Annotated in this window: 14 protein-coding genes and 1 pseudogene; 13 read left to right on the top strand and 2 right to left on the bottom strand. The window is 72.6% G+C overall.

Going from position 1 to position 20,370, the window contains the following annotated elements; all coding sequences use genetic code 11:
- The first annotated feature begins 2 nt into the window (after nucleotides 1-2).
- The 6 genes from ACIRPP_RS28620 (at nucleotide 3) to ACIRPP_RS28595 (ending at nucleotide 6,978) form a co-directional block, all read left to right on the top strand.
- Nucleotides 3-1,169 carry an ABC transporter ATP-binding protein gene (locus ACIRPP_RS28620; RefSeq protein WP_403648627.1) on the top strand — a complete coding sequence of 389 codons (1,167 nt, stop codon included), beginning with the start codon at nucleotides 3-5 and terminating at the stop codon, nucleotides 1,167-1,169.
- The gene (locus tag ACIRPP_RS28615) at nucleotides 1,169-2,092 is read left to right on the top strand and encodes an ABC transporter permease (RefSeq protein ID WP_403648624.1); all 924 of its coding nucleotides are present in this window, start codon (nucleotides 1,169-1,171) and stop codon (nucleotides 2,090-2,092) included. The genes ACIRPP_RS28620 and ACIRPP_RS28615 overlap by 1 nt, the downstream gene beginning before the upstream one ends.
- A gap of 2 nt (nucleotides 2,093-2,094) precedes the next feature.
- Entirely contained in the window at nucleotides 2,095-2,895 is an 801-nt protein-coding gene (locus ACIRPP_RS28610; protein ID WP_164333999.1) for an ABC transporter permease, read from the top strand.
- Between the two features lie 152 nt (nucleotides 2,896-3,047).
- Nucleotides 3,048-4,466 (top strand): NAD(P)/FAD-dependent oxidoreductase, encoded by a 1,419-nt coding sequence (locus ACIRPP_RS28605; RefSeq protein WP_403648621.1) that lies wholly within the window; start codon nucleotides 3,048-3,050, stop codon nucleotides 4,464-4,466.
- A 142-nt stretch (nucleotides 4,467-4,608) separates the two neighbouring features.
- Complete coding sequence (locus tag ACIRPP_RS28600; protein WP_403648618.1) at nucleotides 4,609-5,076, top strand: hypothetical protein; 468 nt, start codon at nucleotides 4,609-4,611, stop codon at nucleotides 5,074-5,076.
- Between the two features lie 87 nt (nucleotides 5,077-5,163).
- Nucleotides 5,164-6,978, top strand: a complete 1,815-nt coding sequence (locus tag ACIRPP_RS28595; protein ID WP_403648615.1) for a chitinase — start codon at nucleotides 5,164-5,166, stop codon at nucleotides 6,976-6,978.
- On the opposite strand, the gene ACIRPP_RS28590 is transcribed toward ACIRPP_RS28595, so the two are convergent.
- Together ACIRPP_RS28590 and gabT are read right to left on the bottom strand one after the other, a co-directional pair.
- The gene (locus ACIRPP_RS28590; RefSeq protein ID WP_403648612.1) at nucleotides 6,917-7,555 is read right to left on the bottom strand and encodes a phosphatase PAP2 family protein; all 639 of its coding nucleotides are present in this window, start codon (nucleotides 7,553-7,555) and stop codon (nucleotides 6,917-6,919) included. The genes ACIRPP_RS28595 and ACIRPP_RS28590 overlap by 62 nt on opposite strands.
- Nucleotides 7,556-8,002: 447 nt before the next feature.
- Nucleotides 8,003-9,337, bottom strand: a complete 1,335-nt coding sequence (gabT, locus tag ACIRPP_RS28585; RefSeq protein WP_403648609.1) for a 4-aminobutyrate--2-oxoglutarate transaminase — start codon at nucleotides 9,335-9,337, stop codon at nucleotides 8,003-8,005.
- A 260-nt stretch (nucleotides 9,338-9,597) separates the two neighbouring features.
- Between gabT and ACIRPP_RS28580 the strand changes: the two genes are divergently transcribed.
- The 7 genes and pseudogenes from ACIRPP_RS28580 to ACIRPP_RS28550 form a co-directional block, all read left to right on the top strand.
- Nucleotides 9,598-11,715, top strand: coding sequence for an ATP-binding protein (locus ACIRPP_RS28580; RefSeq protein ID WP_403648606.1), 2,118 nt, complete (start codon nucleotides 9,598-9,600; stop codon nucleotides 11,713-11,715).
- A gap of 121 nt (nucleotides 11,716-11,836) precedes the next feature.
- On the top strand, nucleotides 11,837-13,447 hold the full coding sequence (locus ACIRPP_RS28575) for a PucR family transcriptional regulator (protein ID WP_403648603.1): 1,611 nt from the start codon (nucleotides 11,837-11,839) through the stop codon (nucleotides 13,445-13,447).
- Between the two features lie 311 nt (nucleotides 13,448-13,758).
- The gene (locus tag ACIRPP_RS28570; RefSeq protein WP_403648601.1) at nucleotides 13,759-15,204 is read left to right on the top strand and encodes an aldehyde dehydrogenase family protein; all 1,446 of its coding nucleotides are present in this window, start codon (nucleotides 13,759-13,761) and stop codon (nucleotides 15,202-15,204) included.
- A 231-nt stretch (nucleotides 15,205-15,435) separates the two neighbouring features.
- Nucleotides 15,436-17,385, top strand: a complete 1,950-nt coding sequence (locus tag ACIRPP_RS28565; RefSeq protein WP_403648598.1) for an acyl-CoA dehydrogenase family protein — start codon at nucleotides 15,436-15,438, stop codon at nucleotides 17,383-17,385.
- A 101-nt stretch (nucleotides 17,386-17,486) separates the two neighbouring features.
- Nucleotides 17,487-18,749 (top strand): 1-deoxy-D-xylulose-5-phosphate reductoisomerase, encoded by a 1,263-nt coding sequence (dxr, locus tag ACIRPP_RS28560; protein WP_403648595.1) that lies wholly within the window; start codon nucleotides 17,487-17,489, stop codon nucleotides 18,747-18,749.
- Between the two features lie 8 nt (nucleotides 18,750-18,757).
- Nucleotides 18,758-20,050, top strand: a complete 1,293-nt coding sequence (locus ACIRPP_RS28555; protein WP_403648816.1) for a M50 family metallopeptidase — start codon at nucleotides 18,758-18,760, stop codon at nucleotides 20,048-20,050.
- Nucleotides 20,051-20,233: 183 nt separating this feature from the next.
- Nucleotides 20,234-20,370, top strand: a pseudogene (locus ACIRPP_RS28550) (4-hydroxy-3-methylbut-2-en-1-yl diphosphate synthase); the annotation flags it as partial.

The raw sequence follows: 20,370 nt of genomic DNA, 5'->3' as shown, positions 1-20,370 counted from the left end.
AGATGAAGACCACCCACGACACCACGGGCCACGGCGGCGACGTCCGCCTCACCGGCATCAGCAAGACCTACGGCGCCTTCACCGCCGTCCACCCGCTCGACCTCACCGTCCCGCAGGGCTCCTTCTTCGCCCTGCTCGGCGCCTCCGGCTGCGGGAAGACCACCACCCTGCGGATGATCGCCGGGCTGGAGGAGCCCTCGGCGGGCACCGTCCACCTCGGCGACCAGGACGTCACGGCGCTCCCGCCGTACAAGCGCCCGGTGAACACCGTCTTCCAGTCCTACGCGCTCTTCCCGCACCTCGACATCTTCGAGAACGTCGCCTTCGGCCTGCGCCGGCGCGGCATCAAAAGCGTGAAGAAGCAGGTCGAGGAGATGCTGGAGCTGGTCCAGCTCGGCGAGCAGGCCCGCAAGAAGCCGCACCAGCTCTCCGGCGGCCAGCAGCAGCGCGTCGCGGTCGCCCGTGCCCTGATCAACCACCCCAAGGTGCTGCTGCTCGACGAACCGCTGGGCGCCCTCGACCTGAAGCTGCGCCGCCAGATGCAGCTGGAGCTCAAGCGGATCCAGACCGAGGTCGGCATCACCTTCGTGCACGTCACGCACGACCAGGAGGAGGCCATGACCATGGCCGACACGGTGGCCGTGATGAACGCCGGCCGGGTCGAGCAGCTGGGCGCGCCCACCGAGCTGTACGAGAACCCCCGGACCACCTTCGTCGCCAACTTCCTCGGCACCTCCAACTTCATCGAGGCCGAGGTCGACTCGCGCAGCGGTGACGACATCGTGCTGAAGGCGGGCGGCGGCAAGCTGGTCCTGCCCCGGGCCCGCAGCAGCGCGGCCACCACGGCCGGCGGGAAGGTGCTGGTGGGGGTGCGCCCGGAGAAGATCTCCCTCACCCACGCCGACGACGCCGGGGAGATACCCGAGGGCCGCAACCGCATCACCGGCAAGATCGCCGACTCCAGTTTCATCGGCGTCTCCACGCAGTTCGTCGTCGACAGCCCCGTCTGCACCGACTTCGAGGTCTACGTGCAGAACATCGACCGCGACGCCCGGCTGGTGCCCGGCGCCGAGGTGGTCCTGCACTGGAACCCGGCCCACACCTTCGGGCTGGACGCCGCCCAGGACATCGACGCCGGGGTGGAGACCGTCGAGGAAGAGGTCGCCTGATGGCCGCGGTCACCCAGGCGCCACCGGTGGCGCCCGCCCCCGAACGGAAACCGCCCCGCAAACGGGGCCGCTGGACGCCGTACCTGCTCCTGCTGCCCGGACTGCTGTGGCTGGTCGTCTTCTTCGCCCTGCCGCTGATCTACCAGGCGTCCACGTCCGTCCAGACCGGCTCCCTGGAGGAGGGCTACCGGGTCACCTGGCACTTCGCCACCTACTGGGACGCCCTGTCCGAGTACTGGCCGCAGTTCGTCCGCTCCGTCGCCTACGCGGCCTCCGCCACCGTGCTGTGCCTGCTGCTCGGTTACCCGCTGGCGTACCTGATCGCCTTCCGCGCGGGACGCTGGCGGAACCTGATCATGATCCTGGTGATCGCGCCGTTCTTCACCAGCTTCCTGATCCGCACCCTCGCCTGGAAGACGATCCTCGCCGACGGCGGCCCGGTGGTCGGCGCCCTGGACGCGCTGCACGTCCTGGACGTCACCGCCTGGCTCGGCTGGACGGCCGGCGACCGGGTGCTCGCCACCCCGCTGGCGGTCGTCTGCGGCCTGACGTACAACTTCCTGCCGTTCATGATCCTGCCGCTGTACACCTCGCTGGAGCGCATCGACCCCCGCCTGCACGAGGCGGCGAACGACCTCTACGCGAAGCCCTCCACGACCTTCCGCAAGGTCACCTTCCCGCTGTCGATGCCGGGCGTGGTCTCCGGCACACTGCTGACCTTCATCCCGGCGACCGGCGACTACATCAACGCGGACCTCCTCGGCTCGACCGAGACCCGCATGGTCGGCAACGTCATCCAGTCCCAATTCCTGCGGATCCTCGACTATCCGACGGCCGCGGCCCTCTCCTTCATCCTGATGGCCGCGATCCTCTTCATGGTCACCTTCTACATCCGCAGGTCCGGCACGGAGGATCTGGTTTAACAATGGCCTTCGTCACCTGGCTCAAGCGCCATCTCGTCGTGATCGCGGGACTGCTCACCCTCGCGTATCTCCTGCTGCCCAACGTCGTCGTCACCGTCTTCTCCTTCAACAACCCCAAGGGACGCTTCAACTACGAGTGGCAGGAGTTCTCCACGGACGCCTGGCGGGACCCGTGCGGGGTCTCCGGCATGTGCGGCTCGCTGTCGCTCAGCCTCCAGATCGCGCTGTGGGCGACCCTCGGAGCGACCCTGCTCGGCACGCTGATCGCCTTCGCCCTGGTCCGCTACCGGTTCCGGGCCCGGGGCGCGGTCAACTCGCTGATCTTCCTGCCGATGGCGATGCCCGAGGTCGTCATGGCGGCCTCGCTGCTGACCCTGTTCCTCAACATGGGGGCCCAGCTGGGCTTCTGGACGATCCTGATCGCCCACATCATGTTCTGCCTCAGCTTCGTCGTGGTCGCCGTCAAGGCGCGGGTGATGTCGATGGACCCGAGACTGGAACAGGCCGCCCAGGACCTGTACGCCGGACCGTTCCAGACGTTCTGGCGCATCACCCTGCCGATCGCCGCCCCCGGCATCGCGGCCGGCGCGCTGCTCGCCTTCGCCCTGTCCTTCGACGACTTCATCATCACCAACTTCAACGCCGGCTCCACCGTCACCTTCCCGATGTTCGTCTGGGGCTCCGCCCAGCGCGGCACACCCGTGCAGATCAACGTCATCGGGACGGCCATGTTCGTCGTCGCCGTCCTGCTGGTGCTTCTCTCGATGGCCGTCGGCAACCGGCGCAAGCGGCAGAAGGCATGACCGGCCCGAGCGGCAGAAGGCGTGACCGGCCCGAGCGGGAGATGGCGTGGCCGCCGCACGTAGGAGATGGCGTGACCGCCGCGAACGGCACGGGCGTGACCGCCGCACCGGCGTCAGCAGGAACACCGCACCACTCGTAGGGAGTTGACATCATGGCCCCAGCCGCCATGAGCCGTTGGACGCAGTCCCTCTCCGAGGCCCGGCCGGCCGCCTACTGGCTGGACGACCCCGGCCGGCCCGCCCCCGAGCCCGCCCTCACCGGCGCCGAGACCTGCGACCTGCTGGTCGTCGGCGGCGGCTACAGCGGGCTGTGGACCGCACTGCTCGCCAAGGAGCGCGACCCCGGCCGGGACGTGGTGCTGCTGGAGGGCCGCGAGGTGGGGTGGGCCGCCTCCGGCCGCAACGGCGGGTTCTGCGCCGCCTCCCTCACCCACGGCCTGCCCAACGGCCTGACCCGCTGGCCGGACGAGATCCACCGGCTGGAGGAGCTGGGCGCCCGCAACCTCGACGCCATCGAGGAGACGGTCGCCCGCTACGCCATCGACTGCGACTTCGAACGCACCGGAGAGCTGGACGTCGCCACCGCGCCCTACCAGGCCCGCGAACTGAGCGCCTGGTACGAGGAGATCGACCGGGCCGGCCTCGCCGACGGCATCGAGTTCCTGGACACCGACGCGGTACGGGAGCAGGTCGACTCGCCCACCTTCCACGCCGGGCTCTGGGACCGGCGGGGCGTGGCGATGCTGCACCCGGCCAGGCTGGCGTGGGGCCTGAAGCGCGCCTGCCTGGACCTCGGGGTCCGCGTGTACGAGCACACGCCCGCCCTCGACCTGAGGCAGGCCGGCGCCGGCATGGGCGTGCGCACCCCGTACGGACGGGTGCGCGCCCGCCGGGTCGCGCTCGGCACCAACGTGTTCCCCAGCCTGGTACGCCGGGTCCGCCCGTACACCGTGCCGGTCTACGACTACGCGCTGATGACCGAACCCCTCACCGACGCCCAACTGGCGTCCGTCGGCTGGAAGAACCGGCAGGGCCTCGGCGACAGCGCCAACCAGTTCCACTACTTCCGCCTCTCCGCCGACAACCGGATCCTGTGGGGCGGCTACGACGCCGTGTACCCCTACGGCGGCCGGGTCCGCGCCGAGTATGACGACCGGCCGGAGACCTACGCCCGCCTCGCCGGCCACTTCTTCACCTGCTTCCCGCAGCTGGAGGGCCTGCGCTTCACCCACGCCTGGGGCGGCGCCATCGACACCTGCTCCCGCTTCTCCGCGTTCTTCGGCACCGCCCACGCGGGCCGGGTCGCCTACGCCGCCGGGTACACCGGCCTCGGCGTCGGCGCCACCCGCTTCGGCGCCGAGGTCATGCTGGACCTGCTCGCGGGGGAGCGCACCGAACGCACCGAGCTGGAGATGGTGCGCAGGAAGCCGCTGCCCTTCCCGCCGGAGCCGTTCGCCTGGGCGGGCATCGCGCTCACCAAGTGGTCGCTCGCCCGCGCGGACGCCACCGAGGGCCGCCGGAACCTGTGGCTGCGCGCGATGGACCGGGTGGGCCTGGGCTTCGACAGCTGAGCCGCGCCCCGGCACACGGGCGTCCTCCGGCTGTGACGCGGTTCACCCCAACGGGTCGGCCGGACCCGCGTAATGCCCGCCGTGGATGTCCCTCTCCCTCGTGACGCGCACCCGCGTCGACGAGTGAGAGGGAGGTCTCTTCATGGCTGGTGTGAGGACCGCGGTCGCCTGGCTGGCGTCGGTCGCCCCCGATCCCGAGTCCTGTCTGCGGGACTGGGAGCGCAATCCGCTGGGGGTCGCGCTGCTGCCCGCGGGCCGGGGCTGGGACGTGCTCATCCTGCCGGGCCGGCTCGGCCGGCCGACCCTGGACGTGCTGTCCCGGGTGCTGGACCAACCCGGCCCGGTCCTCGCGGACTTCGGCGACGAGCGCACCGGTTTCCTGGTGCCGCCGGGCACCGCCGCGCGCTGGCTGGGCACCGGGGTCCGCACGGCGGGTGCGGGGACCTGGATCGTCGTCCCGCACCCGGAACGGGCGGCGTCCGGCGGGATCCGCTGGCTGATCCCGCCGGACGGATCCGGCACGCTCACCGACCCGGCCCTGCTGGAACTGGCGATGCACGAGGCGGCGGCCGGACTCGCGGGGGAGGAGCGGGAGGCGGACGACGGGTGATCCGCGTGAGGGGTTGACAAGCGAATTGGTCTGGACCAAGTTGGGCGCGCTCCACCCTCCCCATCTCCCCCATGTACGGAAGCACTTGTGGACCGCACCAGACCCCTCACCCGTCGCCCCCTGCTCGCGCTGCTCACCGTCGCGGCCCTCGCCGCGTCCGGCACGACCGTGCTGTCGTCGGCCGCCCGTGCGGCCGACGCGGACCTCGTGCGCAACGGCGGCTTCGAATCCGGCCTCGACCACTGGACCTGCACCGCCGGAGAGGCCGTCACCTCCCCGGTCCGCAGCGGCGGCGCCGCGCTCCGGGCGACCCCGGCCGGCGCGGACCACGCCCGCTGCTCCCAGACCGTCACCGTGCGGCCCGACTCCACCTACACGCTCACCGGCCACGTCCGCGGCTCCTACGTGTATCTGGGGGCGAGCGGCACCGGCACCACCGACGTCTCCACCTGGACCCAGTCCGCCTCCGACTGGCAGCGGCTCACCACCACCTTCCGCACCGGCCCCGCCACCACCCGGGTCACCCTCTACACCCACGGCTGGTACCGCACCGGCGCCTACCACGCCGACGACCTGACCCTCGTCGGCCCCGGCGGCGAGACCGGTCAGCCGCCCGCACCCCCCACCGGCCTGAAGACCGGGACGGTCACCGCCACCAGCGTTGCCCTGACCTGGTCAGCGGTCCCCGGAGCCACGAGCTACGCCGTCTACCGCGACGGCACCCGGATCCGCACCGTGAACGGCACCTCCACCACCGTCACCGGACTGACCCCCGCCACCGCCTACGCCTTCCAGGTCACCGCCCTCAACGACGCGGGGGAGTCCGCCCGTTCGGCCACCGTCACCGCCACCACCACCGATCCCGGCTCCGGCGGCGGCCCCTCCGACCTCCCGCGGCACGCCCTGGTCGGCTACCTGCACGCCAGTTTCGCCAACGGCTCCGGCTACACCCGCCTGGCCGATGTCCCGGACAGCTGGGACGTCATCGACCTCGCCTTCGGCGAGCCCACGTCGGTGACCTCCGGAGACATCCGCTTCGAGCGCTGCCCGCAGGCGGAGTGCCCGGGCGTGGAGAGCGACGCCGAGTTCAAGGCCGCGATCCGGGACAAGCAGGCGGCGGGCAAGAAGGTGCTGATCTCCATCGGCGGCCAGAACGGCCAGGTGCGGCTCACCACGGCCGCCGCCCGCGACACTTTCGTCACCTCCGTCTCGAAGATCATCGACGAGTACGGACTCGACGGCCTCGACATCGACTTCGAGGGCCACTCCCTCTCCCTGGACGCCGGTGACACCGACTTCCGGAACCCGACGACCCCGGTGATCGTCCACCTCGTCTCCGCGCTGAAGACCCTCAAGGCCAAGTACGGCGACGACTTCGTGCTGACCATGGCCCCGGAGACGTTCTTCGTCCAGCTCGGGTACCAGTTCTACGGCTCCGGGCCGTGGGGCGGGCAGGACGCGCGGGCCGGGGCCTACCTGCCGGTGATCCACGCCCTGCGCGACGACCTCACCCTGCTGCACGTCCAGGACTACAACTCCGGTCCGATCATGGGCCTGGACAACCAGTACCACTCCATGGGCGGCGCCGACTTCCACATCGCCATGACCGACATGCTGCTCACCGGCTTCCCCGTCGCCGGGAACGCGGACCGCGTCTTCCCGCCGCTGCGCGCCGACCAGGTCGCCATAGGCATGCCCGCCACCGTCAACGCCGGCAACGGCCACGTGTCCCCGGCCGAGGTCACCAGGACCCTGGACTGCCTGACCCGGAAGGTCCAGTGCGGCTCCTACGCGACCCACGGCAACTGGCCCGACCTGCGCGGGCTGATGACCTGGTCGATCAACTGGGACCGGTTCGGGGGCTGGGAGTTCCAGCGGACGTTCGACGGCTACTTCGGCTGAGCAGCCGGGACAGGCCCAGCAGCAGCACCGCGCCCAGGCACCAGGACGCCACCACGTCCAGCGGCCAGTGGTAGCCCCGGCGCACCAGCCCGTAGGAGGCGCCCAGTATGAGCGCCCCGCACAGCAGCACCAGACCGCGCCGGACGGCCGCCCGGCGCAGCAGCGGAAGGAGGAGCACCGCCACCGCCCCGTACGCCACGACGGCGGTGGCGGTGTGCCCGGACGGGTAGTAGCCGACCGCCGGGGGCACCGCCGGGGTGCCGGGGCGGTCGGTCCACGCCTTCAGCGGCGCGACGAGCACCGGCACCAGGACCATCGCACCGGCCGCCGCGGCGGCCGGCAACCACCACCGGCCCGCCCCGGCCGCGCGCCGGTGCCGCACGGCGACGGCCGCCGCCAGGGCCAGCACCGGCACGGCCACCTCCACGTTGCCGAGGTCGGCGAGCAACTCGGAGGCCCGGTCGGGCACGACCAGCGCCCCGCTCAGCCGCTGGTCGACGCCCACCAGCGGCCCGTCGGCGACGACCTGCCAGGTGATCAGCGCGAACAGCAGCAGGGGCAGGGCGAGCGGCAGCATGCGGCACAGCCTGGCAGGAACACCGAAGGGCCGGCGCAAGGGGGGGAGTGCGTCGGCCCTTCGGTGAACCGCCGACCCGGAAGTCCGGGACGACCGTCCGGACCGGAACGCCGCGCGCCCCGGGGGGTGTGGGGCGGGCGACCGTCCGATCGTGAGGAGACCCGGAGCTCAGGGCTCCGGCTGTGTGCGCGAGGGCACGACCAGGTCGAAGCTGGGGAGGCCCCGTCCTGTGCCGCCCGTGGTGTCCCGTGGGCGGGTGTATCTCTCATCCGGTGAGAACCTACGGCAGGCGGCGGGCCCGCGACAGGGGAACGGCTCCCCTGTCATCCACCCCGCACACCTTCTTCACACCCTCTGCCGCGCGCGGCCGACGGTGCGGTCGCGCGCGGCCGGCCTGCTCCGACGGGTGTTCGGCGAGCAGGCGATCGGGGGGTTCTCCGGGGTGGCTCAGACCCGGGCGAACGCCTGCTCGATGATGTCCAGGCCCTCGTTCAGCAGGTCCTCGCCGATCACCAGCGGGGGCAGGAAACGCAGCACGTTGCCGTAGGTGCCACAGGTCAGGACCAGCAGGCCCTCCTGGTGGCACGCCTTGGCCAGCGCGGCCGTCGCCTCCGGGTTCGGCTCCTTGGTGGCCCGGTCCTTGACCAGCTCGATGGCGATCATCGCGCCGCGTCCGCGGACGTCACCGATGATGTCGAACTTCTCCGCCATGGCGCCCAGGCGGGCCTTCATGACGCCCTCGATCGCCTTCGCCCTGGCGTTGAGGTCCAGCTCCTTCATCGTCTCGATGGCGCCCAGCGCACCCGCGCACGCCACCGGGTTGCCGCCGTAGGTGCCGCCCAGGCCGCCGGAGTGCGCGGCGTCCATGATCTCGGCGCGGCCGGTGACGGCGGCGAGCGGGAGGCCGCCGGCGATGCCCTTGGCCGTGGTGATCAGGTCCGGGACGATGCCCTCGTCCTCGCAGGCGAACCACTGGCCGGTGCGGCAGAAGCCGGACTGGATCTCGTCGGCGACGAAGACGATGCCGTTGTCGGTGGCGAACTTGCTGATCGCCGGCAGGAAGCCCTTGGCCGGCTCGATGAAGCCGCCCTCGCCGAGCACCGGCTCGATGATGATCGCGGCCACGTTCTCCGCGCCGACCTGCTTGGAGATCTGGTCGATCGCCTGCGCGGCGGCCTCCGGACCCGCGTTCTCCGCACCCGTCGGCCAGCGGTAGCCGTACGCCACCGGCACCCGGTACACCTCGGGCGCGAACGGGCCGAAGCCGTGCTTGTACGGCATGTTCTTCGCGGTCAGCGCCATCGTGAGGTTGGTGCGCCCGTGGTAGCCGTGGTCGAAGACCACGACCGCCTGGCGCTTGGTGTACGCACGCGCGATCTTGACCGCGTTCTCCACGGCCTCGGCGCCGCTGTTGAACAGCGCCGACTTCTTCGCGTGATCACCCGGGGTCAGCTCGGCCAGCGCCTCGGCGACGGCCACGTACCCCTCGTACGGAGTGACCATGAAACAGGTGTGCGTGAAGTCGGCGAGCTGGGCCGAGGCGCGGCGGACGACGGCCTCGGCGGAGGCGCCGACGGAGGTCACGGCGATGCCGGAACCGAAATCGATCAGCCGGTTGCCGTCGACGTCCTCGATGATCCCGCCGCTCGCCCGCGCGGTGAACACGGGCAGCACCGAGCCCACGCCCTGCGCGACCGCGGCGGTACGGCGGGCCTGCAGCTCCTGCGACTTCGGGCCGGGGATGGCTGTGACGACGCGGCGCTCCTGCGGAAGTGCGGTCATGCGGGGCTCCTGGGGGTGAAGACGGACGCTTTCCTCTTTTCTCGCAGGCTAGGGCGGCCACCGGGGGCTGGGCATGCTCCATGTGGGCGTTGTCCGGGGGGCCGGGTTGTCCGCGGTGGACATAGCGCGCCGGGGGCTCCCGCGCGGGCGCGGAATCCCCGTAAGCGGCCGGACCCGGCCGCGTAGCCGTGAACTCGCCCTGCCGGGGCGTTAGATTGGCTCGCTGACGGTGACGGAGCGGCTGGTCAGGGGGCAGGGCGATGGACAGCGACGGGACCCGGGACGCGCGGGGCACGCACGCGAACCCCGTACCCCGCCCGGCGGGCCCCCCGGACGTGCCCACAACGCCCCCGCGGCCCGCCCGCGCGCCGGGGGTGCCCCCGCTGCCGGACGGGTCGGCGTTCCTGGCCTGGCTGCGCACGCCCCGGCCGGAGGCCCTGCCGGGGGTGTGGCGGTTCGGGCACCGGCCGCGGCCCGAGGAGGAGCCGGAGCGGGTGCCGGGGCGGCAGCTGCTGAGCGGGGCCCTGATCGCCTTCCTCGTCGGCTGGCTGGTCTGGTCGCTGCTGTGGAACGGCTACCTGGGCAGCTGGTGGGTGCTGCCGCTGGACGCCATGACGGCCTCCTGGACGGAGCCGAACTCGTACAGCCGCGTGGTGCTCAGCTACGTCTGGTACACCGCGGTCGCGGTCGGCATCATGATCGGCGTCGCCCGTCTGGGGCGCTGGGACGAGATCTGGCGGCGCTATGTGGTTGCCCGGCTGCGGAGGCCCGAGCAGCCGCAGAGCGTGCCCGTGCCGCAGGAGGACCCGGCCGAGTGGCCGCAGCTCCGCGCCGCCGGAGCCGCCGACGCCGCCGAACGCCTCGCCGCCGACGCCCGCGCCGGGCTGATGCGCGACGTCGACCACGCCCGGATCACCCGCGCCTGGCAGGGCGTGCGCACCGGCCGCCACGACCTGGCCACCTTCACCGGTGCCGTGCTCAAGCACGGCGCCGCCGCCTGCCCGCACCCCTCGGGCGCCCGTGACCTGCCCGCCCGGCAGGCCCGGCACGACCTGGTCACCGGGCAGGTGCGCCTGGGCACCACCGCCGACGACGCCCGCAACCCGTACGTCTACCGCGGCAGCGGCCTCGCCCTCGGCCCCGACCTGCTCGGCACGTCCCTCCTCGCCGTCGGCCCGGCCGGCTCCGGCAAGACCGGCGCCGTGGTGCGCCCGGTCGCCGAGTCGCTGTGCCTGCACGCGCTGGCCGGGCGGGCCGCCGTGGTGGTCGTCGGCGCGGCGGGAGCGGGGCTCGGCCCGGCCCACGCCTACGACGTCGTCGTGCGCATCGGCAACCCGGACTCGGTGTACGACCTCGACCTGTACGGCGGCACCACCGACCCCGACGAGGCCGCCGCCGTGCTCGCCGAAGGACTCGCCGGGGACCTGGCCGACCCGCACCCCGGCAGCGACAGCCGCCGCTCCACCACCGTCCTGGCCCAGCTGCTCGGACCGTTCCGCGCCGTCCACGGCCGGTTCCCCTCCGTCCCCGAGCTGCGGCAGCTGCTCGACGGCGCTCCCGGGCCGCTGGCCGCGCTGCGCCAGGGCCTGACGGAGGCTGGGCAGGACTCGTTGCTGCGCGAACTCGACGCCCGGGAACGGCAGATGGCGCACCCCGGCGACGTGGGCGGGGTGCTCGCCGACCGGGTGGCGCTGCTGGACCGGCCCGCCTTCGCCGGGTTCTTCGACACCTCGGGGCAGTCCCGGCCGTTCTCGCTGCAGGCGCTGGACCACCCGGTGCGGGTGCGGATCGACCTGCCCGAGCGCGGACACGCGGACGCCTCCCGGATGCTGGCCCGGCTCGTCCTCGCACAGTTCACCGCGAGCGTGACGGTGCGCGAGGACCGCTCCCTGTTCGCCTGCCTGGTGCTGGACGACGCCACCGGGCTGGTGACCCCGGAGTCCGTGCGCGGCATCCAGCGGCTGCGCTCGGCCAACGCCGGGGCCGTGCTGACCCTGCGCACCCTGGACGACGTGCCCCGGCCGCTGCGCGGCCCGCTGCTCGGGGCCATCGGGTGCAGGATGGCGCTGGCCGGACTGACCCCGTGGGACGGGCAGGACTTCGCCGAGGTGTGGGGCAAGGAGTGGACCGAGGCCCGGGACGTCACCGACCGGCAGATCATCGCCGAGAGCGCGGCCGGCAAGGCCTGGCACGGTCTGCGCCGGGCGATCACCGGCCGGGCGCCGACCGCGCGGGCGGTCACCGTCCGGCAGGTCGAGCGGGAACGGTGGTCGGCGTCCGAGCTGGCCCACGCGGTGCCGCCGGGGCACGCGGTGCTGTCCCTGACCGACGTCCGGGGGGAACACGCGCCACCGCTGCTGGTCGATCTGCGGGGGTGAGTCACCCGTCCGGGCGACCGGTCACCGTACAGTGAGGCAGAATCACCACAGGACGTTCATACAAGGCGGCCAAAAGATCACCGTTCTCCTCACTGACGCAGACCCGAAGGCACAAGGCCCCATGCCCCTGACGCTCGCCTCGCTCGTGCACCACACCGCGCTGAAGCTGACCGTGCGCGCGGGCGAGGACCGCCTCGACGTGCCCGTCCGCTGGGCCCACGCCAGCGAGCTCGCCGACCCGGTGCCGTACATGGAGGGCGGGGAGCTGCTGCTGATCACCGCCCTCAAGCTGGACGCGGAGAACCCGGACGCGATGCGCCGCTATGTGAAGCGGCTGGCCGGGGCCGGGGTCGTCGGGCTGGGCTTCGCCGTCGGCGTCCACTACGAGGACATCCCCGCCGCGCTCGTCGAAGCGGCCCGCGAGGAGGGTCTGCCCCTGCTGGAGGTGCCGCGCCGCACCCCCTTCCTCGCGATCAGCAAGGCCGTCTCCGCCGCCATCGCCGCCGACCAGTACCGCGCGGTGACCGCCGGCTTCGCCGCCCAGCGGGAACTGACCCGGCACGCGCTCAGCGACGGACCCGAGGGACTGCTCACCGCCCTCGCCGCCCAGGTCGACGGGTGGGCGGCCCTCTACGACGCCAGCGGCACCGTCGTCGGCACGGCACCCGAATGGGCGGGCCGGCGCGCCGCACGGCTGACCGCCGAGGTGCAGCGGCTGCGCGAACGTCCCGCGCCCGCCTCCTCGGTCGTCGCCGGACCCGAGGACGAGGACCGGGTCGAACTGCACTCCCTGGGCACCGGCCGGCGCCCCCGCGCCGCCCTCGCCGTCGGCACGGCCGCCGCCCTGGGCACCGCCGAGCGGTACGCCCTGCACTCGGCGATCGCCCTGCTCACCCTGACCACGGAACGCTCCCGCTCCCTGCAGGCGGCCGAACAGCGCATCGGTGCCGCCGTCCTGCGCATGCTGCTCGCCGGACAGCCCGATCACGCCCGCGCGGTGGCCGGCGACCTGTACGGGGGACTGCTGGACGCGCCGTTCCGGATCATCGTCGCCGAGACGGGGCCGGCGTCCGGCGCCCGCGACCGCGGCGAGGCGGACCCCGACGCCCTCGGGGCCCTCACCGAGGCCGTCGAGTCCGCCGCCGCCCGGTCCGGCGAGGCGGTCCTCGTCGTACCCGAGGGGGACCGGCTGGTGGTGCTGGCCGCCGACGGCGGCGCCGCCGTGACCGCCTGCTGCGACCACGCCGCCGCCCACGAGTCCGCCCGCACCGGCGGCGCGGCCCGGCCCCTCGGCGGTGCCGACGAGGGCGACCTGGTCGTGGGCCTGTCGGCACCGGCCGGGCCGATCGCCGCGTCGGCCGCCTACAAGCAGGCCGGGCAGGCCCTGTCGGTGGCCCGGCGGCGCGGCCGGGTCCTCGTCGAGCACGAACAGATGGCCGCCGGGTCCGTCCTCCCGCTCCTCGCCGACGACGCGGTCCGGGCCTTCGCCGACGGACTGCTGCGGGCCCTGCACGAGCACGACGCGACCGGACGCGGCGACCTCGTCGCCTCGCTGCGCGCCTGGCTGTCCCGCCACGGCCAGTGGGACGCCGCCGCGGCCGACCTGGGCGTGCACCGTCACACCCTGCGCTACCGCATGCGCCGCGTCGAGGAGATCCTCGGCCGCTCCCTGGACGACCCGGACGTCCGCATGGAACTGTGGCTGGCCCTCAAGGCCACGTCGGCCGACTGACGGGCCGAGCGGCAAGCCACCGACAGGCCGACTGACGGGCCGAGCGGCAAGCCACCGACAGGCCGACTGACGGGCCGAGCGGCAAGCCACCGACAGGCCGACCGACGGGCCGACCGGCGGGCCACCGGCCGGCGCCCGGGCGTCCGCGTCCCGGCACTCCCTCCCGCCCCGCCGAACAGCCGTGCGTTCGCCAAAGCGGCGTGGCCGCTCACCCGACTGCTACGGCTCGGACAAACGACCGTCCACCGGCCCGCCCCTACCGTGGTTTTCACCGATCCATGTACCCACCAACGCGGAAGGGCCGGGACTCCATGACTTCCACCCACGCCTTCTGGCTCGCCGGCCGCCAGGCCACCGGCGAGGCCGACTTCGACGTCACCTCGCCCTGGGACGGCCGGGTCGTCGGCACGGTCAGCGTGCCCACCGACGCCCAGGTCGAAGAGGCCGTGGCCGCCGCGTACGCCGTGCGGGAGGCGTTCGCCGCCACCCCCGCCCACGTCCGCGCCGCCGCCCTGGACCACGTCAGCCGGCGCCTCGCCGAGCGCACCGAGGAGATCGCCCTGCTGATCTCCGCCGAGAACGGCAAGCCGGTCAAGTGGGCACGCGGCGAGGTCGGCCGGGCCGTGTCCGTGTTCCGCTTCGCGGCCGAGGAGGCCCGCCGCTTCAACGGCGGCGAGGCCCAGCGGCTCGACACCGACGCCGGCGGCCAGGGGCGCCTCGCCTTCACCCGGCGCTTCCCCAAGGGTGTCGTCCTCGGCATCGCGCCCTTCAACTTCCCGCTGAACCTGTGCGCCCACAAGATCGCCCCGGCGATCGCGGCCGGTGCGCCGATCGTCCTCAAACCGGCCCCGGCGACCCCGCTGTCCGGCCTGATCCTCGGTGAACTGCTCGCCGAGACCGACCTGCCGGCCGGCTCCTGGAGCATCCTGCCGGTGCCGAACGACCGCATGCCCGCCCTCGTGCAGGACGAGCGGCTGCCGGTCATCTCGTTCACCGGCTCGGAGCAGGTCGGCTACGCGATCATGGACTCGGTGCCGCGCAAGCACTGCACCCTGGAGCTCGGCGGCAACGGCGCGGCCGTCGTCCTCGCCGACTTCACGAGCGACGAGGACCTCGACCGGGCCGCGAGCCGCATCGCCACCTTCTCCAACTACCAGGGCGGCCAGTCCTGCATCTCCGTGCAGCGGGTCATCGCCGACGCGTCCGTGTACGACCGGCTGCTGCCCCGCGTCGTCGCCGCCGTCGAGGCCCAGGTCACCGGGGACCCCAATGACGACAAGACCGACGTCGGCCCGCTGATCAGCGAGGACGCCGCGAAGCGGGTCGAGGCGTGGGTCGACGAGGCGGTCGCCGCGGGCGCCACCCTGCGCACCGGCGGCGAGCGCGACGGCGCCTCGTACGCGCCGACCGTGCTGACCGACGTACCGGCCGACGTGACGCTCTCCTGCGAGGAGGTCTTCGGGCCCGTCCTGACGATGCAGAGGGTGGACGGTGAGGCCGCGGCCTTCGACGCCGTCAACGACTCCAAGTACGGCCTCCAGGCAGGCGTGTTCACCCATGACCTGCAGGCCGCCTTCCGGGCCCACCGGGCCCTGGAGGTCGGCGGCGTGGTCATCGGCGACGTGCCGTCCTACCGCGCCGACCAGATGCCCTACGGCGGCGCCAAGCAGTCCGGCGTGGGCCGTGAGGGCGTCAGGTTCGCGATGGAGGACTACACCTACGAGCGCGTGATGGTGCTGACCGGCCTCGCGCTCTGAGCCTCCCGCCGTCCCGTCCGAAGGGGCCCGGCACCGGAACCGTCCGGCGCCGGGCCCCTTCTCCGTCGCCCCAAGGACCGGGCCCGCCCGACCGGGCCCGCCCGACCGGGCCGGTATCGGCCGAACGGCCGCACGAAGGGTGGTGGGGCCGCTACGAATCGGGTACATACGATCGGGTAGCACCAGTCGGTAACGCACCCACTCCACCCGATTCGCGGCGAGGTGAGCCTCATGTCCGCAGCACCCGGGACATCCCCGGTTCCGACCCGACCCACCGTCACCGAACGTGAGGCCCGGCAGGTCGCGGAGGCCGCCCGGGAACAGGACTGGCGCAAGCCCAGCTTCGCCAAGGAGCTGTTCCTCGGCCGCTTCCGGCTCGACCTGATCCACCCCCACCCTCTGCCCGCCGACGAGGCCGCACAGCGCGGTGAGGAGTTCCTCGCCAAACTGCGCGACTTCTGCGAGACGAAGATCGACGGCGCCCTCATCGAGCGCGAGGCGCGCATCCCCGACGAGGTGATCACCGGGCTCAAGGAGCTCGGCGCCCTCGGCATGAAGATCGACACCAAGTACGGCGGCCTCGGCCTGACCCAGGTGTACTACAACAAGGCCCTGGCCCTGGTCGGCTCCGCCAGCCCGGCGATCGGCGCGCTGCTCTCCGCCCACCAGTCGATCGGCGTCCCGCAGCCGCTGAAGATCTTCGGCACCCGGGAGCAGCAGGAGACGTTCCTGCCGCGCTGCGCGCGCACCGACATCTCGGCGTTCCTGCTCACCGAGCCGGACGTCGGCTCCGACCCGGCCCGCCTCGCCACCACCGCCGTACCCGACGGCGACGAGTACGTGCTCGACGGCGTGAAGCTGTGGACCACCAACGGCGTGGTCGCCGACCTCCTCGTCGTCATGGCGCGCGTACCGAAGTCCGAGGGGCACCGGGGCGGCATCACCGCCTTCGTCGTCGAGGCCGGCTCGGAGGGCATCACCGTCGAGAACCGCAACGCCTTCATGGGCCTGCGCGGTCTGGAGAACGGCGTCACCCGCTTCCACCGGGTCCGGGTGCCCGCCGCCCACCGGATCGGTGCGGAGGGCCAGGGCCTGAAGATCGCCCTCACCACCCTCAACACCGGCCGGCTGTCCCTGCCCGCCATGTGCGTCGGCGCCGGCAAATGGTGCCTGAAGATCGCCCGTGAGTGGTCGGCCGCCCGTGAGCAGTGGGGCAAGCCGGTGGCGCTGCACGAGGCGGTCGGCTCCAAGATCTCCTTCATCGCCGCCACCACCTTCGCCCTGGAGGCCGTCGTCGACCTGTCCTCCCAGATGGCCGACGAGGACCGCAACGACATCCGCATCGAGGCCGCCCTCGCCAAGCTGTACGGCTCGGAGATGGCCTGCCTGATGGCCGACGAACTCGTCCAGATCCGCGGCGGACGCGGCTTCGAGACCGCCGACTCCCTCCGGGCGCGCGGCGAACGGGCCGTCCCCGCCGAGCAGATGCTGCGCGACCTGCGCATCAACCGGATCTTCGAGGGCTCCACCGAGATCATGCACCTGCTGATCGCGCGCGAGGCCGTCGACGCCCACCTGTCCGTCGCGGGCGACCTGATCGACCCCGAGAAGTCCCTCGGCGACAAGGCCCGGGCGGGCGCGGGCGCGGGCGTCTTCTACGCCAAGTGGCTGCCCCGGCTGGTCGCCGGACCAGGACAGCTCCCCGGCGCGTACGGCGACTTCAAGCACGGCATCGACCTGTCGCCGCACCTGCGCTACGTCGAGCGCACCTCCCGCAAGCTGGCCCGCTCCACCTTCTACGCCATGTCCCGCTGGCAGGGGAAGATGGAGACCAAGCAGGGCTTCCTCGGCCGGATCGTCGACATCGGCGCCGAACTGTTCGCCATGAGCGCCGCCTGCGTCCGCGCCGAACTGCTGCGCCGCCGGGGCGAGCACGGCCGCGAGGCGTACCAGCTCGCGGACGCCTTCTGCCGCCAGTCCCGCATCCGTGTCGAGGAACTCTTCGGCCGGCTGTGGACCAACACCGACGACCTCGACCGCAAGGTCGTCAAGGGCGTCCTGTCCGGCACCTACACCTGGCTGGAGCAGGGCGTCGTCGACCCCTCCGGCGACGGCCCCTGGATCGCGGACGCGACCCCCGGCCCCAGCACGAAGGAGAACGTGCACCGGCCGATCCGCTGACGAACCCACCGGTCCGCGCGGCGGCCGGACGACGACGGACACGGACGACAGGCTGCCGGGGCGGGGCCCGGCAGCCTGCGCGACCCGACACAATAGAGCCCATGACCGACGCTCCAGCTCCCCTGGCCGATCCTCATCTGGTGTACGACCCCGTGACGGGAGACGGCCCGAAGGACGTGGCGATCCTCGGCTCCACCGGGTCGATCGGCACCCAGGCCATCGACCTCGTGCTGCGCAACCCCGACCGCTTCCGGGTCACCGGCCTGTCCGCCCAGGGCAGCCGGACCGCCCTCCTCGCCGAGCAGGCCCACCGGCTGCGGGTGCGCACGGTCGCCGTCGCCCGCCAGGACGCCGTACCGGCACTGCGCGAGGCGCTGTCCGCGCGGTACGGAGCGGGGGAGCCGCTGCCCGAGATCCTCGCCGGCCCGGACGCGGCCACGCAGCTCGCGGCCTCCCCCTGCCACACCGTGCTCAACGGCATCACCGGCTCCATCGGCCTCGCCCCGACCCTCGCCGCCCTGGAGGCGGGCCGCACCCTCGCGCTCGCCAACAAGGAGTCCCTCATCGTGGGCGGCCCGCTGGTGAAGGCGCTGGCCGAACCCGGGCAGATCATCCCGGTGGACTCCGAGCACGCCGCGCTGTTCCAGGCGCTCGCCGCCGGCACCCGCGCCGACGTCCGCAAGCTGGTGGTCACCGCCTCCGGCGGCCCCTTCCGCGGCCGGACCCGCGCCGAGCTGGCCGACGTCACCGTCGACGACGCCCTCGCCCACCCCACCTGGGCCATGGGCCCGGTGATCACCATCAACTCCGCGACCCTCGTCAACAAGGGCCTGGAGGTGATCGAGGCGCACCTGCTGTACGACATTCCCTTCGACCGCATTGAGGTCGTCGTGCACCCGCAGTCGTATGTCCACTCGATGGTTGAGTTCACGGACGGATCGACACTGGCCCAGGCGACGCCCCCCGACATGCGGGGCCCCATCGCCATCGGCCTCGGCTGGCCCGAAAGGGTCCCCGACGCGGCCCCGGTCTTCGACTGGAGCAAGGCGTCCACCTGGGAGTTCTTCCCCCTGGACAACGAGGCGTTCCCCTCGGTGAACCTCGCCCGGCACGTGGGCGAGCTCGCGGGCACCGCCCCGGCGGTGTTCAATGCCGCCAACGAGGAGTGCGTGGAGGCCTTCCGGGCCGGCACGCTGCCGTTCAACGGCATCATCGAGACCGTCACGCGGGTGGTCGAGGAGCACGGCACCCCGCGGCCGGGAACCTCGCTGACGGTGTCGGACGTCCTCGAAGCGGAGACCTGGGCCCGGGCACGGGTGCGGGAACTGACAGTCCGGACGGCGAGCGCGGAGGCGCGTGCATGACGACCCTGATGTTCATCCTCGGCATAGTCGTCTTCGCGGTCGGCCTGCTGTTCTCCATCGCCTGGCACGAGCTGGGCCACCTGTCGACGGCCAAGATGTTCGGCATCCGCGTGCCGCAGTACATGGTCGGCTTCGGCCCGACCCTGTGGTCGCGGCAGCGCGGCGAGACCGAGTACGGCGTCAAGGCGATCCCGTTCGGCGGCTACATCCGCATGATCGGCATGTTCCCGCCCGGCCCCGACGGACGGCTGGAGGCCCGCTCCACCTCCCCGTGGCGCGGCATGATCGAGGACGCCCGCTCGGCGGCCTTCGAGGAACTGCAGCCCGGCGACGACAAGCGCCTGTTCTACACGCGCAGGCCGTGGAAACGGGTCGTCGTCATGTTCGCCGGCCCCTTCATGAACCTGATCCTCGCCGTGGCGCTGTTCCTGACCGTCCTCATGGGTTTCGGGATCCAGCAGCAGACCACCACCGTCAGCTCGGTCTCGCCGTGCGTCATCTCCCAGAGCGAGAACCGCGACAAGTGCGCCCCGGCCGACCCCGAGTCCCCGGCCGAGGCGGCCGGCATGAAGGCGGGCGACCGCATCGTCGCGTTCGACGGCGTGCGCACCGAGGACTGGGCCACCCTCTCCGACCTCATCCGGGACAGCGCCGGCAAGGAGGTGCCGATCGTCGTCGACCGCAAGGGCGAGGAGGTCACCCTCGAGGCGAAGATCGCCACCAACCTGGTCGCCAAGAAGGACGGCAACGGCACCTACGTCGAGGGCGAGTACGTCAAGGCGGGCTTCCTCGGCTTCAGCGCGGCCACCGGCGTCGTGAAACAGGACTTCGGTGACTCCGTGGTCTGGATGACCGACCGGGTCGGCGACGCCGTCGACTCCCTTGCCGCCCTGCCGTCGAAGGTGCCCGCCCTGTGGAACGCCGCCTTCGGCGACGGCCCGCGCGAACCCGACTCCCCGATGGGCGTCGTCGGCGCGGCCCGGGTCGGCGGCGAGATCGCCACCCTGGAGATTCCCGCCTCCCAGCAGATGGCCATGTTCGTGATGCTGCTCGGCGGCTTCAACCTCTCCCTGTTCCTGTTCAACATGCTCCCGCTGCTGCCGCTCGACGGCGGACACATCGCGGGCGCGCTGTGGGAGTCGCTGCGCCGCAACCTGGCCCGGGTGCTGCGCCGCCCCGACCCGGGACCGTTCGACGTGGCGAAACTGATGCCGGTGGCCTACGTGGTGGCCGGGATCTTCGTCTGCTTCACACTGCTCGTCCTCGTCGCCGACGTCGTCAACCCGGTCCGCATCTCCTAGCGCCGCCCGGCCGCACGTTCCCTTCACGACGGCCCGGAACCGCTCGGTTCCGGGCCGTCGTCCTTTGGACGGGTTTACCGGCGGGATGTGCCCGGCCGCGGGCCCGTACCGTAATCTCGGGACCCGGAGCCCGCTGCTCACCGGGAGCCGGACCTTGATCCACGACTTGGGGTTGCACAGCAGATGACTGCGATTTCTCTCGGCATGCCGTCCGTTCCGATCAAGCTGGCCGAGCGCCGCAGGAGCCGCAGGATCCAGGTCGGGTCGGTGGCGGTCGGTGGTGACGCGCCGGTGTCGGTGCAGTCGATGACGACGACGCG

This window comes from Streptomyces sp. NPDC101219 (assembly GCF_044767675.1).
Taxonomy (GTDB): Bacteria; Actinomycetota; Actinomycetes; order Streptomycetales; family Streptomycetaceae; genus Streptomyces.
Note: the sequence above shows the minus strand (reverse complement) of the source record. Positions and strands in the feature narration are given on the sequence as shown.

What these genes read in the sequence shown, in the direction of transcription:
- gabT (WP_403648609.1), bottom strand. Translation starts at nt 9,337, where the DNA reads ATGACCGCACTTCCGCAGGAGCGCCGCGTCGTCACAGCCATCCCCGGC.
- ACIRPP_RS28590 (WP_403648612.1), bottom strand. Translation starts at nt 7,555, where the DNA reads ATGCTGCCGCTCGCCCTGCCCCTGCTGCTGTTCGCGCTGATCACCTGG.
- ACIRPP_RS28615 (WP_403648624.1), top strand. Translation starts at nt 1,169, where the DNA reads ATGGCCGCGGTCACCCAGGCGCCACCGGTGGCGCCCGCCCCCGAACGG.
- ACIRPP_RS28610 (WP_164333999.1), top strand. Translation starts at nt 2,095, where the DNA reads ATGGCCTTCGTCACCTGGCTCAAGCGCCATCTCGTCGTGATCGCGGGA.
- dxr (WP_403648595.1), top strand. Translation starts at nt 17,487, where the DNA reads ATGACCGACGCTCCAGCTCCCCTGGCCGATCCTCATCTGGTGTACGAC.
- ACIRPP_RS28570 (WP_403648601.1), top strand. Translation starts at nt 13,759, where the DNA reads ATGACTTCCACCCACGCCTTCTGGCTCGCCGGCCGCCAGGCCACCGGC.
- ACIRPP_RS28575 (WP_403648603.1), top strand. Translation starts at nt 11,837, where the DNA reads ATGCCCCTGACGCTCGCCTCGCTCGTGCACCACACCGCGCTGAAGCTG.
- ACIRPP_RS28605 (WP_403648621.1), top strand. Translation starts at nt 3,048, where the DNA reads ATGGCCCCAGCCGCCATGAGCCGTTGGACGCAGTCCCTCTCCGAGGCC.
- ACIRPP_RS28580 (WP_403648606.1), top strand. Translation starts at nt 9,598, where the DNA reads ATGGACAGCGACGGGACCCGGGACGCGCGGGGCACGCACGCGAACCCC.
- ACIRPP_RS28620 (WP_403648627.1), top strand. Translation starts at nt 3, where the DNA reads ATGAAGACCACCCACGACACCACGGGCCACGGCGGCGACGTCCGCCTC.
- ACIRPP_RS28555 (WP_403648816.1), top strand. Translation starts at nt 18,758, where the DNA reads ATGTTCATCCTCGGCATAGTCGTCTTCGCGGTCGGCCTGCTGTTCTCC.
- ACIRPP_RS28600 (WP_403648618.1), top strand. Translation starts at nt 4,609, where the DNA reads ATGGCTGGTGTGAGGACCGCGGTCGCCTGGCTGGCGTCGGTCGCCCCC.
- ACIRPP_RS28565 (WP_403648598.1), top strand. Translation starts at nt 15,436, where the DNA reads ATGTCCGCAGCACCCGGGACATCCCCGGTTCCGACCCGACCCACCGTC.